Raw genomic sequence first — 13,040 nt, 5'->3', positions numbered from 1 at the left:
TAGTTTGACGGTGGCGTGCGTGCCGTCCGACTTGGTGATGTGGGCTTCGTAGGCGGCGCTGCCGTCGTCTTCGGTGGTCATGTTCTCCACCGTGGCCCCGGAGTTGGCCGCCAGAACAGCGGCCTTGACCTTGCTTGCAGTGTCACCGGTCAGGGCTGTTTCGTTTCCGTGCGTACCGTCGCCCGTGGCGGGGGCGGACGGGCTGGCGGTCGAGGTATCAGTGGTTGCGGCATCGGCCGGCAGAGCCATGGCAGTGAGGGCTCCGCCGCCTGCGACCGCGCCTATCAGGGCCGCGCCTACTGCGATTTTCCGGACTTTATTCACGATGTTGCTCCTTAGAGGTTCAACTCCGAGGGGTTCGAAGCTGTATCCCATCCTCGAACCCCAGGCTTTGGCCCCTGTATGCCCTTGCTGTGCCTGAACTGTGACATTTTGCCTGGCTCACAGGATCCGGAAGCCCGGAGGGAGATAGTGGGCGTGAACTTTGTCACATAAGCTACTAAGGGAGTAGGAAGAGGTTGGCGGTGCATCCAGAGTTGCGTGGCTTGCGATTTTTCGGCGCGCGCTGGAAGGCGCGGCCCCTTGCCTCCCAGATCCTGGTGTGGCTGCTCTGCATCCTCTTTGTGACAGTCACTTTGGGTGCTCTTCTCTACACCCAGATCAGCAACCAGACCCTCGAAGACCAGTACCGGCTCCGGGCGCTGGGCATTGCCACGACGGTGGCGCAAATGCCGGAAATCGTGACGTCGCTGGGGAACGGAGACCCAGCGCACACGATTCAGGCGATTGCGAGCAAAGTCCAGTCCCAAGCGCAGCCGGACTATGTCGTCGTGTCCGACCGGAAGGGTGTCCGGTACTCCCATCCGAATCCGAACCTCATCGGACAGACCCTGGAAGAACCCGTTGCGGTCCTTGACGGGCAGACCCATGTCGGCATCGACAAAGGCAGCCTCGGTGACTCAGTCAACGCCAAGGCGCCGGTGCGCGCGGCGGACGGGACCGTCGTCGGGCAGGTTTCGGTGGGAATCCTGGAGACCACGGAAAGCAGCGAGCTCGCCAAACAGGTGTTGCTGATTGCCGGTTATTCAGCTGTCGTGCTCGTGATCAGCGCCATGGGTTCGGCGCTCCTGGCGCGCAGAATCAAGCGGGTCACCTTCGATCTCGAACCGGTGGAGATTGCGTCCCTCCTGCAGGAACGCGAAGCCCTGCTGCACGGCATCCGCGAAGCGATGATAGGTTTCGACGACGACGGCCGGGTCACCGTCATCAACTCCGAGGCGCGCTCCCTGCTCCACCTGGAAGAAAACGTGCTGGGAGAGAAGATCGAGGATCTCCTGCCGCCCGGACGGCTTCGTTCCCTGCTGACCGGCCAGATCAGCGGTACCGACCAGATCGTCATCACCGAGGACGCTTTGCTGGTGGTGAACCGGATGTCCGTTGCCTTGGCCGGAAGGAGCATCGGTTCGGTGGTCACACTGCGCGACCGCACCGAGGTCGAGGGCCTGGTGCGCGATCTTCGCTCCGTCGAAGGCCTGATGGAGGCCTTGCGCGCGCAGGAGCACGAGTACGCGAACCGTCTCCACGTGGTGGACGGGCTCCTGGAACTCGGAGATGTGGACCAGGCACGGAATTTCGTATCGCGGATTTCGGACACCTCGCGCTCGCTTGGCGAAGGCTTGCGCTCGCGGATCGAGCCGCCGGAGCTCGCGGCCCTGCTGCTTGCGAAAATCACCGTTGCTGCCGAGCAGGATGTCCAAATCTCGGTGACGGACGACTCGCAGCTGCGCCAACCGTTCCTCGAAACGCAAGCGCTCCTGACGATCGTCGGAAACCTCCTCGACAACGCCGTCGAGATCCTCGCCGAGCAACCGGCGCCCCGTGAGGTGACCATCCAGCTGGACGATTCCTCCGGCATCTTCATATGCGTGACCGACAACGGGCCCGGCGTTCCTGCAGAATTGGTGGGCACGATCACCGCTGACGGGTTCACCACCAAGGAACCGCGGCCGGGAATGCGTCGGGGGATAGGCCTTGCGCTCGTGAGCAGGATCGTTCACCGTGCAGGGGGCACCATGGATGTTTTCCCGGGCCCCGGGGGACGCTTTGAAATCTGGCTGCCGGAACCGCACATGGAATCCGACGCCCCGGTCATGACAGGAAAATCAATCGAATGATCCGGACCTTGGTGGTCGACGACGACTTCCGCGTAGCGCGCATCCATGCCAGCCGCGTGGCCAAAATCGAGGGATACGAATGCGTCGGTGAGGCCCACACCGCGGCGGAGGCCAGGGAAGCCGTGCAGCGGCTCAAACCAGACCTCCTTCTCCTCGATGTCTACCTTCCCGATGAAGACGGAATCAGCCTGTTGAGGTCCCTTCAGGGAGCCGGCGAAAAGCTCGACGCCGTCATGATCACCGCCGCCCGGGACCTCGAGACCGTACGGGCCGCCATGCGCGGGGGAGCGGTGTACTACCTCGTCAAACCGTTTGGCTTCGAACAGCTGCAAACCCAGCTCGAGGCCTATCGGCGCTGGCGGCAGGAAGCCGAGTCCCGGACCGTCGCCGATCAGGCGACCGTGGACCAGCTCTTCAGCCTGCGCCGGACCGCTCCGCCTGCCAAAGGATCCCGGCGCCTGCCGCCCACCATGCAAAAAGTCCTCGATATGGTGGTTCACTCCACGGAACCCTTGGGCGCATCGGAGATTGCGGGCAGCGTCGGCATCAGCCGCCCCACCGCCCAGCGCTATCTCAGCGAACTCGAGCGCAAGGGACTCGTTGACCTGCATTTGGCCTACGGTTCGACGGGGCGCCCCGTGAACACGTACTTGCCGCGCAAGGGCTGAGGACCGGCCGCAGGATATGCTGCTGACGCGGAGCAGGCTCCGCCGAGTCGGCGTCCAGCGCCGTTGTGGGGGACATCTGTGGGGGTAGAAAGTGAAAATTTGGAGCGTGGCCTTCGTGGCCGCGGCGGGCGTGTTCGCCTATCTAGGAGCGATGCCTGCGATGGCGGCCCCTTCGGAAGTTCTCGACATCAGCGGGGTGCCAGTTGGCGTGGTGGTTGGTTCCGACGGCACTGCGTATGTCGGCAACTACGGCGGGGCTGGCGGCATCCAGGTGGTACCTCCCGGAGCGGTCCGGCCATCCCGGACCATCAGCACGGGAGGGCCCACGTCAGGCTTGGCATTGTCCCCGGACGGCACGCTCTATGTGGCTGAGCTGGACAGTGCTACGAATCAGTTCGACGTGGGCGTCATTCCTGCTGGCGCAACCGGCGTCGCACGACGAATCCCGGTTTCCCGCGGGAATCATCTGATCGCCGCAGGCCCCGATGGGACGATCTACGTTCCGAACTCCTCGGAGCACACCGTGTCGGTCATTGCGCCGAACGGATCGACCGTGGACCGCACAGTGCCTGTCGGAGCAGGACCGGTGGAGGTCGCGGTCGCGAAGGACGGAACTGCGTTCGTAGCAAACCAAATCGCGGGGACGGTTTCGGTCATTCCCCCGGGAGCGAGCGCAGTGTCACGGACCATTCAGGTCAGCGCAACTCCCGGGAGCACAGAGAACCCCCACGGGATCGCAGCCGGCCCCGACGGGACAATTTATGTCACCAACATTAGTTCCAATCACGTCGCTGTCATCAAACCGGGCGCTGACACAGTCGCGTACCGCATCTTCGTCCCCGGAGGACCCCAAGAGGCAGCCGTTGGGCAGGACGGTACCCTCTACGTGACCACGGTCCAAGACCGCGTGTTGTCAGTCATCCCCCCGGGCGCAACAGTAGTGGGATCCTCCATTCCAACAGATAGCAACTCCGGGCATCTGGCGGTGGCTCCGGACGGGACAGTCATTGTGACGAGCCCGGGCAGCGGTACCGGCAACGGCTCGGTCTCCCGTTACGCCGCCATGCCCCCGGGGGCGCCAAGCTCCACAGCCTCGAAAGCGGCGTTAGCGGCCGCAGGGTCCGGGCAAACCGATCAGGCACTCACTGCAATCGGTGGCGGCGCCGCAATAGTGGCAATCGCCGTCGCCGTCTTCATCGCGGCCGCGGGACGCCGCAGGAGATCCGCCCTCTGAGACAGTGGCAAGTCTCGATCTGCAACCTAGGGATTGCTCTTTCACACGACCCGACAAGCGATCGCCAAGCAGATCGCGGTGCTGCAGGAGGCCGGACTCGTACAATCAATCCGCGTGGGCGGGCCCCTAGCTTGAGCGGCGCTTGCGCGCTTGGTGCGCCAGCTGGATGAAGCCGTAGATGAATGCGGCCTCGGTGAGCACCATCAATCCCAGCCACAGCAACTCGCCCTTACCGATAAAGTCAATGATCCCGACAAAGACGAGCACGGTTCCAAGGACCAGTGAGTAGACGGCGAAACCGAAGGCCACTCTCGCGCTCCGCACGCCCGTCTGGAAGCCAAAACCCAAGGGTTCCCCGCCCGGATAGCCCTGGACGCGATCGTGTCCCGCGGGTTTGAGCCTGTCGAACTCGTCCCAAGGATCCAGATCCTGATCGGCCATAGTTCCATTATCCCGCGAATCGGGCCTGCTGATTGAGGGTTGGCTGCCGTGTCAGGCAGGGTCGTACGAGTGTCGTATTCGGGAAACGCTCGGGAAAGCCCTGAACAATGGGGGCCATGATGCCCGAAGAACTCACCGCTAGCCCGCGGCTCAAGGACACCGCAGTTGTCGGCGAGCAACCGCAGAATGCCGTTTCCCGAGCCGCCGCCTCGAAAGTACCCGAGGTGACCGTCCTGTTCTGGGTAGTGAAGATCCTTACAACCGGGATGGGCGAAACTACGTCCGATTTTCTTGTACACCGTTTCGAACCCGAGATCGCTTTGGGCCTGGGGTTCGCGGCATTGGTGATTTCGTTGGTCCTGCAGTTCCGGGTCCGCCGGTACATCCCCTGGGTGTACTGGACCGCTGTTGCGATGGTCAGTGTGTTTGGGACCATGGCCGCCGACGCCGTCCACGTCGGACTTGGCGTCCCCTATCTGGCGTCGACCCTCTTCTTCACCGCGGCGCTCGCCGTCGTCTTCCTGCTCTGGCACCGGAGCGAGAAGACCCTCTCCATCCACAGCATCACTACCCGGCGTCGGGAGTCCTTCTATTGGGCTGCGGTGCTGACAACCTTTGCGCTTGGCACGGCTACCGGGGACCTGACCGCCTACACGCTGGGCCTGGGCTACCTTGCCTCAGGCATCATGTTCGCGGTTGTCATCGCCGTCCCCGCACTGGCCCACTGGCGTCGCCTGCTGGCGGCGATCCCGGCCTTCTGGTTCGCCTACATCCTGACCCGGCCATTGGGGGCGTCCTTCTCCGACTGGACCGCCGTTTCCCCCGATCGAGGGGGACTCGACTGGGGTACCGGCCCCGTCAGCCTTGCCTTGGCCGCGGCGATAGCCGTCCTGGTCACGTTCCTGACGATCCACCGGAATCGGGCCCGCAAGTAGCGCAATCCATTGCTACTGCTGATGTTCGCATGTCCTGACATATTTGCGTGAATTCTGTTTCCGGTTAACCCCGGATTCATGGGCCATGACCCACTCCTTTACCTTGCCCTTGGAAGGTAGTTCCTGCCCTTGGGGGACTTTTCGGTTCAAGATGAAGGAACACCATGACCAACCGCTTTCTAGCAGCGGCCGCCGTCGCCGTTGTTGCAGCCACCGCTGTGACCGGCTGCGCTCAAAGCAGTACCGCTTCGGCCCAGAACAATGGCTCCAGCGCATCCCCGGACAAGACGATCACCGTCTTTATCAGCGGGGACACGAACGTCCAGAACCTGTGGGAAAAGAGCCTCGTTCCTGCCTTCGAGAAGGCCAACCCCGGCTACAACGTGAAGGTCACCCTCGATCTGCACGGCGAGCACGATGCCCAGACCCTGGCGAAACTGACCAGCGCCACGGAGCAGAACAAGCAACCTGATTTCGACCTCGTGGATGGCGGCTTCGTCTCCAAGGCTTCCGCAGCAAATCTGCTGACCTCCGTGAGCTCGCAGACGATTCCGGCACTGAACGATGTCCCGCAGGACGTCATCAAGGCCGGCGGCACGGGTGGGATCCCGTACCGTGGCTCCGCGGTGCTCTTGGCATATGACACCAAGACAGTTGCCACTCCGCCGAAGACCCTGGACGATCTGCTCGCCTGGATCAAGGCAAACCCGGGCAAGTTCACCTACAACTCGCCCAAGTCGGGAGGGTCTGGCGGCGCATTCGTTGCCACCGTTTTGGACAAGTTCGTTCCCGCCGACGCCCGCGCCAAGATGGCGGTGGGCTACGAGAAGGACCTCGAGAAGTACTGGGACCAAGGCTTCGCGACGTTGAAGGACCTCAACCCGTCCGTCTTCCAGAACGGCGTCTACCCCAACGGCAACCAGCAAACCCTTGACCTGCTCGCCAAGGGACAGATCTCCATGGCCCCGGTGTGGTCCGACCAGTTCATCACCGGCTTGACCAACGGCCAGATCCCGTCCGCCGTAAAGGCCACCCAGATCAGCAACCCGTCGTTCACCGGCGGCGCCGCCTACCTCGGTATTCCCAAGTCCTCGCCCCGCCAGGAAGCCGCGCTGAAGCTTGCCAATTTCGTCCTCTCGCCGGACGCGCAAACCATGATCATCAAGGAAATGTCCGGGTTCCCGGCCATCAGCCTGGACAAATTGCCTGCTGATGTGAAGGACAAGTTCAAGGACGCAGACACCAACAACCTGCGCAAGGGCTACTTCGACCAGATGGGCAAAGACCTGAACAACCTCTGGGACCAGAAGGTTCCCGGCCAGTGACAACCACGCTTCAAAAGCCGGCGGAACTGCAACCAACAGTTCCGCCGGCTGGTGCGCCGCGGCCCAAGCGCCTGGGCCAGCGCGCCGTCGGATTCTTCATGGCCCTCCCGCCGATCCTGCTGATCGCACTCTTCGTCGGCTTCCCGATCGTGCTCGCCTTCGGCTTCAGCATCGGCCTGACCGGTGGCTTGAACCACACCATCGCCACCATTGGCCAGAACGTGCACGAGGCAGACGCCTGGTGGGGAACCCTGGCCGCGTACCAGGAGATGTTCACCAACAAGCGCTTCCTCGGCGACCTCTTGGTCACGGTCATCGTGACGCTGGTGAGCACGGCAACGGTCATCTTCCTGGCCCTAGGCATTGGGCTCTACCTCAAGCTCAGGGGCGGTCGAATGGCCCGGCTCCTCTCCGGACTGGCGATCGTCCCGCTCTTCATCCCGGTGGTCATCGCCTCGTGGGCGATCCTGACCTTCTACTCCGGCACGGGTTTCCTGCGGAGCGTCTTCGCCCTCTTCGGGCTTGACTTCCCCGTATGGGCCTTCACCATGGTCACGGTCATCATCGGCTCGGTCTGGACGTCCCTGCCTTTCGCCGTGCTCATGGTCTCCTCCGGACTGCAGTCCGTGCCGAACGCCATGATCGAAGCAGCCCGCGACGCCGGTGCCGGCTCCTTGCGCACGATCGTCTCAGTAATCGTTCCCATGGCGGCAGTTCCCATCATCATCGCGACGACGTTTACGGCCATTGGAATCGTTGGATCCTTCACGGTCCCGTACTTCACCGGGCCCAATTCGCCGAACATGCTCGGAGTGGACATGTCCAACTACTTCTCCGCCTTCAACCAACCCCAGCAGTCGGCGGTCATGGCCTTCACTGTCTTCCTGATTGCCTCCGGAATCGCCGCGCTCTACGTGTGGGCAAACTTCCGTTCCGCCAAGGAACAGGGGAAAGTCTGATGGCTACCGCTACCGGATCGCCGGCTCCTTTCCGCTCCCGCAGGCCGCTCACGCTGGACTCGATTGTCCGCCGTGTGCTGGTGGGCCTGTTCGTCGTGCTCATGGTCGTTTTCATCCTGGGCCCGCTGCTCTGGCTCGGCGTCCGCGCGTTCGCCGGTAACTGGACCTTCCCCAATCTCCTTCCCGATGACTGGACGCTGCGCTGGTGGCAAGTGGTGGTCAACGACGGCGCGCTCGGCATCGCAGTGCAGAACTCGTTGTTCTTCGCCCCGCTGACCGTTCTGGTATCCGCGATCATTTGTTTGCCCGCGGCCTACGCCTTCGCCCGCTTTGATTTTCCCGGGCGCCGGTTCTTCCTGATCAGCCTGTTCGCGACCAACGCCTTTCCAAAAATGGGCCTATTCGTCACCCTCGCGGCACTCTTCTACGCGTTGAACCTCATGAACACCATTTTGGGAATCCTCGTGGTGCACGTGCTGGGCACAGTGGTCTTCATGACGTGGATTCCGGCGGCAGCGTTCGCAGCGGTTCCGCGGAACCTGGAGGAAGCAGCCCGCGACGCCGGAGCCTCCAAACTGCGCGTGTTCGCTTCAGTGACCCTCCCCATGGCACTGCCTGGGATCATCGTCGCGGCCGTGATGTCCTTCCTGGCGTCATTCGACGAAGCGCAAGGAACGTACTTGGTCGGGGCGCCGGCCTTCATGACGATGCCTACCCAGATGTACAGCCTGGTGCTGAACTACCCCACGCAGGTGGCAGCAGTCTTTTCGATCCTGCTGGCCATCCCCTCCGTTGCCCTCATGCTCGCGGCGCACAAGCACATCCTCGGCGGCCAGCTCGCCGAAGGCTTCCAGATCAAATAGCGCCCCGCGCCCAACGTCAGACAGAGAACCCATGACTATTCATGAACCATTGACTGAACCACTGACCAGCACCACGAAGCCGGGGACCTCGGCGTCGGGCGGTGGCCTGACCGTACGCGGCCTCCACAAGGTCCTCGGCGGCCGCACCATCATCGACAACCTCGATCTCTCGGTAAAAGAGGGCGAACTGGTGTCCCTGCTAGGGCCCTCCGGCTGCGGCAAGACGACGACGCTTCGCATGATTGCCGGCTTCCTGGAACCGGATTCCGGTTCCATTGAGGTGGAAGGCCAGGAAGTGTCACACCTCGGCGCGGAGAACCGCCCCAGCGCCATGGTGTTCCAGAACTACGCACTGTGGCCCCACATGACCGTGGCCAGGAACGTCGGCTTCCCCCTGAAGCTCCGCAAGATGTCCAAAGCCGAGATCAAGGACAGGGTGGAAACCGTCCTGGAGTTGGTCAGCCTCTTGCACCACAAGGATTCCAAGCCCGCGCGCATCTCCGGCGGCGAGCAGCAACGCGTGGCCTTGGCCAGGGCACTCGTCCAGGAGCCGAAGCTCCTGCTCCTCGACGAGCCGCTGAGCAACCTGGACGCGAAACTGCGGGTCAAAGTGCGCGAAGACATCCGGAAGATCCAGCAGGAACTGGGCATCACCACGGTCATCGTCACCCATGACCAGGAAGAGGCAATGTCCATGTCCGACCGCATCGCCGTCATGAATGCGGGCAGAATCGAGCAATACAGTACTCCGGAAGCGCTCTATGCCCGCCCGGAAACCGAGTTTGTGGCCACCTTCATCGGCAGCATGAACCGACTGGAAGGCTCGCTCAACAACGGACTCATCACCGCGGGCCCGGACATTCTCGGGATCCGGCCCGAGGACGTCATCCTGGCAGACGCGCCCTTCGCAGGTGCTGTCCCGGCGACCGTCGAGAGGGTCGTCCCGCGCGGACATTTCCAAGAAGTGTACGTGCGCAGGGCCGACGCCCAGCTCCGCAGCTTTGTCAGCGGCGAGCTCATGCAGCCAGGCCAGCGGACCTATGCGGGGATCCGCAAAGCCATGACCTTCCGGGACGGACGACTGGTAGCAGAGGCGGGTGCCGCACTTTGAGTAACATCATTGACACCAAAAGGACCCGCGCCACGGCCCATCGGGGCGACTCCAACAAACACCTGGAGAACACCCTGCCCGCCATCGCCTCAGCCATCGACGCGGCTGCGGACCTCGTGGAGGTGGACGTCCGGGTAACGAAGGACGGGCAGGTAATCCTGCTCCACGATGCCTCGTTGCTCAGGATCTGGAGCCTCGACGCCGACGCTGCAGACCTCGACTACGACCGGATCAGGCAGCTGGGCGCGGGCGAGGAACGAATTCCGCTGCTTTCCGAAGCCCTCGAACTATTCCGAGGCAGCCGGTCAACCTTGCTCATCGACATGGACGAGCCCGGCCCCGCAGAGGCGGCTGCCGCCGTCGTACGCGAAAGCGGCGTCGAAGTGGCCTGGTGCGGGAACCTGGACGGAATGCGGACCATCCGCGCCCTCGACCAGGATGCCCGGATCTGGCTGCCGTGGAGCAAGAGGATCGCCCCGCCGGAGGAGCTGTTAGCCGAACTAAGTCCCGAGTTCGTCAATTCCGAGCACGTCGTTCTCAGCAAGGACATGGTCGAACAGATCCACGCCACGGGAGCCAAGGTTGCGTGCTGGACCGTGGATGACTTGGAAACCATGCGCTGGGCCTTGGGACTTGGCGTGGATTCGATCACGAGCAACCAATTGGATCTGTTGCAAAGCGCCATCGGTGAAGACCCGCAGGCATGGGCTTCGGCCCAGGCTCCCGGGGGACTGGCCGGAGATGAGGTACTTGAGTCCCGGAAAGTCGCCTTGGAGCTGGCCGAATGGGCCGTCGGGTACATGCGCGACGCCGATCGCGGCCAGGTCTCGACCAAGGCGCACCCTGCTGATCTGGTCACGGAAGTGGATGTCGCCGTCGAGCGCCACGTCCGCGAAGTGATTGCCGCCCGCCTTCCCGGCCACACGGTGGTAGGGGAGGAAATGGGCGGCGTCGCCGTGCCCGGCGCACCGTGTTGGTACCTTGATCCCGTCGACGGGACCACCAATTACGTGAACCACATTCCCTGGACGGCGTTCTCGCTGGCCTTGGCGGTGGACCGCAAACCCGCGGTCGCCGTCGTCGCAGATCCTTGGCGTGGCGAGATTTTCGAGGGGTGGGCCGGTCATGGTGCCTGGCTGAACGGCAAGCCGCTTTCGCTTGCCCGTGCTGGAGTCCCGACGCCGGACCTGGCCGGAACCGTGGTGGCGACCGAACTCGCGGGGCACTTGCCGTGGCCCGGAATGCTTGAACTGCTCGCCGAGCTCGGCGAACGGCACAGCATCATGCGGATCATGGGTTCGGCCACCATGACGGTGGTGGGCGTAGCTGCCGGGCGTGGTGCGGGGGCAATCATCGGCAGCTTCAGCCCGATCGACCACTTGGCTGCGACGCTCGTTGTTCAAGAGGCCGGAGGCATCGTCCTCAATTCCGAAGGCGAGATCGACACGTTCCCGAAACAGGGCGGGGTGCTTGCGGCCCGTCCGGAATACTCCGCCGAACTTTACGAACTGTGGAGCAAAGCACATGCCGACGCCGGCAAGTGAGCTCCACGCCGACGATATTTCCGCCCTTGACCGGGGGAGCCGCTTCGAACTGGTTAAGGAGATCCCCCTCGACTTTCCGACGCACCACCCGCAGGGCATGGCCTTCGCCAAGGGACTGACATTCTTGTCGTCCGTTGAGATCCTCGAAGCGCCGCGCCCAGCGGCGGATCCGGCGCTGCGAACTCCCGGGCGGGGGAGCGGGCACGTCTTCGTCCTCGGGCCAGATGGAGGGCTGCTTCGCGATATTCCGGTGGGCGAGGGCACCGTCTACCACCCGGGCGGTATCGACTTCGACGGCGACCACGTGTGGGTTTCCGTCGCTGAGTACCGCGCCGCGAGCAGAAGCATCGTCTATACGATCGATCCGGACACCTTCGAGGTCCGCGAGCGGTTCCGCGTGGACGACCACATCGGTTGGATCCTCCGCGACCCGGGACTGGACCTGGTGTTCGGCGGAAGCTGGGGTTCCCGGCAGCTCTTCACCTGGGACACGGAAGGCCGCCTGATGGATCAGTGGGAGAACCCCGGCCACTTCGTCGACTACCAGGATGCCCAGCTCCTGGGGCCGGGCCTCCTGCTGTGCAGCGGGATTTCCCTGCTGCCGCGGGCCCATGGCACCGCCCTTGAACTCGGGGGACTGGCCCTGGTGGAACCGCTACGGCAAAGGATCGCTTGGGATGTGCCCATCAGCGTGTTCAGCGGCGCCGGCCACGTCATCACACGGAACCCTGTCACCGTCACCGCGGATGAATCCGGGCTGTTTATTCACGCGGCGCCGGACGACGGCGACGACGACGGCGGCACGCGGATACTGAGCTACAGGATCATTTAACACAGCGGTGACAGACCGGAAACGGGTCCTGAACGGGGCCTCGATAGCGTGGCCGGATGATCGTATCCATCATGTCCAAGGTGAGCGCCTGGATCGAGGCTGCCTACTTCTACGACGCCGCAGAGCTGGGGGCTTCCGGAGCCACCGAAACCACCCGGTACGGCTGGCTCCCGGCCCTCAGCGGTGTGGCCATTGCCGACGCCCAGGCACGGAAAGTCCGAGTTATGGAGTAGTTAAAACCCCGGGATTCCGGGGTTTTTGAGTGGCCTAATGTCTTGTTGAACACACTATTCGTTGATGGCGTGTACTATGCCCTAAACTGCTTCACTGAGGTGCCTGAAATGGCACTATGCAGCAACGAAAGTGAACCACAACAATGGCTACCGATTACGACGCCCCACGCAAGACCGAAGAAGAGTCTCCCGCCGAATCGCTCGAGGCCCTTCAGGCGTCGCGCGGCTCCGGTGCCCAGACTGCTGTCATCGACATCGACGAGAACGACACAGCCGAGGGCATTGACCTTCCGGGCGCCGATCTGTCCGGCGAAGAACTGACCGTCATCGTTGTCCCGGAGCAGTCCGATGAATTTACGTGTTCATCGTGCTTCCTGGTCCGTCACCGGTCGCAGATCGCGCTGGAAAAGAACGGTCTCAAGTACTGCCGCGACTGCGAAGGCTAAAACCCGCACGCAAAGCAGCCCCGCCCGACTGGGATCCAGTGGATACCAAACCAGTCGGGCGGGGCTTTTGCATGTCACGCCCAGCAGACTTTTGGCAGATCATGCCCGCGAGAGTCCCGGAATCCAGGGGTTTGGCAGGCTGCAGACCCCTAAAAAGCTGCCGTGCGTGACGCAGGCCACCGGCCCCTTCACCTGCACCACGCAACCCTCGGAAGCGGCCGCTCCGGCGTCGTTATCCGTGATAACGAACGGAGGCACGAAACGGCCCCGAAACC

The 13,040-nt window shown here is 63.2% G+C and carries 14 protein-coding genes; 12 read left to right on the top strand and 2 right to left on the bottom strand.

The genetic code is table 11. From position 1 onward, the window contains the following. On the bottom strand, positions 1-324 hold a 324-nt coding region (locus tag AB0O52_RS18970; RefSeq protein WP_364540830.1), incomplete at its 3' end, for a hypothetical protein. 221 nt (positions 325-545) lie between these two features. Here AB0O52_RS18970 and AB0O52_RS18965 point away from each other — a divergent pair. The 3 genes from AB0O52_RS18965 (at position 546) to AB0O52_RS18955 (ending at position 4,076) form a co-directional block, all read left to right on the top strand. Next, the gene (locus tag AB0O52_RS18965; RefSeq protein ID WP_364540828.1) at positions 546-2,174 is read left to right on the top strand and encodes a sensor histidine kinase; all 1,629 of its coding nucleotides are present in this window, start codon (positions 546-548) and stop codon (positions 2,172-2,174) included. Further along, positions 2,171-2,842 carry a response regulator gene (locus tag AB0O52_RS18960; protein WP_364540825.1) on the top strand — a complete coding sequence of 224 codons (672 nt, stop codon included), beginning with the start codon at positions 2,171-2,173 and terminating at the stop codon, positions 2,840-2,842. Before AB0O52_RS18965 ends, AB0O52_RS18960 begins: the two co-directional genes overlap by 4 nt. A gap of 91 nt (positions 2,843-2,933) precedes the next feature. Then, positions 2,934-4,076 carry a hypothetical protein gene (locus tag AB0O52_RS18955; RefSeq protein WP_364540822.1) on the top strand — a complete coding sequence of 381 codons (1,143 nt, stop codon included), beginning with the start codon at positions 2,934-2,936 and terminating at the stop codon, positions 4,074-4,076. Positions 4,077-4,202: 126 nt separating this feature from the next. Here AB0O52_RS18955 and AB0O52_RS18950 read toward each other — a convergent pair whose 3' ends face one another. After that, a complete protein-coding gene (locus AB0O52_RS18950; RefSeq protein ID WP_364540819.1) occupies positions 4,203-4,517 on the bottom strand; it encodes a hypothetical protein in 315 nt (104 codons plus the stop codon). 116 nt (positions 4,518-4,633) lie between these two features. On the opposite strand from AB0O52_RS18950, the gene AB0O52_RS18945 reads away from it, so the two are divergent. The 9 genes from AB0O52_RS18945 to AB0O52_RS18905 all read left to right on the top strand — a co-directional run bounded on the left by AB0O52_RS18945 (position 4,634) and on the right by AB0O52_RS18905 (position 12,765). Beyond that, the gene (locus tag AB0O52_RS18945; protein WP_364540817.1) at positions 4,634-5,452 is read left to right on the top strand and encodes a hypothetical protein; all 819 of its coding nucleotides are present in this window, start codon (positions 4,634-4,636) and stop codon (positions 5,450-5,452) included. Positions 5,453-5,616: 164 nt separating this feature from the next. Then, on the top strand, positions 5,617-6,777 hold the full coding sequence (locus AB0O52_RS18940) for an extracellular solute-binding protein (RefSeq protein ID WP_364540814.1): 1,161 nt from the start codon (positions 5,617-5,619) through the stop codon (positions 6,775-6,777). Beyond that, positions 6,774-7,736, top strand: a complete 963-nt coding sequence (locus AB0O52_RS18935; protein ID WP_364540811.1) for a sugar ABC transporter permease — start codon at positions 6,774-6,776, stop codon at positions 7,734-7,736. Before AB0O52_RS18940 ends, AB0O52_RS18935 begins: the two co-directional genes overlap by 4 nt. Then, positions 7,736-8,599 (top strand): ABC transporter permease subunit, encoded by an 864-nt coding sequence (locus AB0O52_RS18930; RefSeq protein WP_364540809.1) that lies wholly within the window; start codon positions 7,736-7,738, stop codon positions 8,597-8,599. Before AB0O52_RS18935 ends, AB0O52_RS18930 begins: the two co-directional genes overlap by 1 nt. Positions 8,600-8,630: 31 nt before the next feature. Then, a complete protein-coding gene (locus tag AB0O52_RS18925; protein WP_364540806.1) occupies positions 8,631-9,710 on the top strand; it encodes an ABC transporter ATP-binding protein in 1,080 nt (359 codons plus the stop codon). Beyond that, complete coding sequence (locus AB0O52_RS18920; RefSeq protein WP_364540804.1) at positions 9,707-11,254, top strand: inositol monophosphatase family protein; 1,548 nt, start codon at positions 9,707-9,709, stop codon at positions 11,252-11,254. Before AB0O52_RS18925 ends, AB0O52_RS18920 begins: the two co-directional genes overlap by 4 nt. Further along, a complete protein-coding gene (locus tag AB0O52_RS18915; RefSeq protein WP_364540801.1) occupies positions 11,235-12,086 on the top strand; it encodes a DUF6454 family protein in 852 nt (283 codons plus the stop codon). Before AB0O52_RS18920 ends, AB0O52_RS18915 begins: the two co-directional genes overlap by 20 nt. 56 nt (positions 12,087-12,142) lie before the next feature. Next, on the top strand, positions 12,143-12,319 hold the full coding sequence (locus tag AB0O52_RS18910) for a hypothetical protein (RefSeq protein WP_364540798.1): 177 nt from the start codon (positions 12,143-12,145) through the stop codon (positions 12,317-12,319). Between the two features lie 143 nt (positions 12,320-12,462). Continuing rightward, on the top strand, positions 12,463-12,765 hold the full coding sequence (locus tag AB0O52_RS18905; RefSeq protein WP_059388261.1) for a DUF4193 domain-containing protein: 303 nt from the start codon (positions 12,463-12,465) through the stop codon (positions 12,763-12,765). Positions 12,766-13,040 lie beyond the last annotated feature (275 nt).

Origin of the sequence: Arthrobacter sp. NPDC080073, from assembly GCF_040686575.1 — a bacterium.
Taxonomy (GTDB): Bacteria; Actinomycetota; Actinomycetes; order Actinomycetales; family Micrococcaceae; genus Arthrobacter.
This window is presented reverse-complemented; position numbering and strand designations above follow the sequence as displayed.

What these genes read in the sequence shown, in the direction of transcription:
- AB0O52_RS18960 (WP_364540825.1), top strand. Translation starts at nt 2,171, where the DNA reads ATGATCCGGACCTTGGTGGTCGACGACGACTTCCGCGTAGCGCGCATC.
- AB0O52_RS18950 (WP_364540819.1), bottom strand. Translation starts at nt 4,517, where the DNA reads ATGGCCGATCAGGATCTGGATCCTTGGGACGAGTTCGACAGGCTCAAA.
- AB0O52_RS18945 (WP_364540817.1), top strand. Translation starts at nt 4,634, where the DNA reads ATGATGCCCGAAGAACTCACCGCTAGCCCGCGGCTCAAGGACACCGCA.
- AB0O52_RS18940 (WP_364540814.1), top strand. Translation starts at nt 5,617, where the DNA reads ATGACCAACCGCTTTCTAGCAGCGGCCGCCGTCGCCGTTGTTGCAGCC.
- AB0O52_RS18930 (WP_364540809.1), top strand. Translation starts at nt 7,736, where the DNA reads ATGGCTACCGCTACCGGATCGCCGGCTCCTTTCCGCTCCCGCAGGCCG.
- AB0O52_RS18925 (WP_364540806.1), top strand. Translation starts at nt 8,631, where the DNA reads ATGACTATTCATGAACCATTGACTGAACCACTGACCAGCACCACGAAG.
- AB0O52_RS18915 (WP_364540801.1), top strand. Translation starts at nt 11,235, where the DNA reads ATGCCGACGCCGGCAAGTGAGCTCCACGCCGACGATATTTCCGCCCTT.
- AB0O52_RS18910 (WP_364540798.1), top strand. Translation starts at nt 12,143, where the DNA reads ATGATCGTATCCATCATGTCCAAGGTGAGCGCCTGGATCGAGGCTGCC.
- AB0O52_RS18905 (WP_059388261.1), top strand. Translation starts at nt 12,463, where the DNA reads ATGGCTACCGATTACGACGCCCCACGCAAGACCGAAGAAGAGTCTCCC.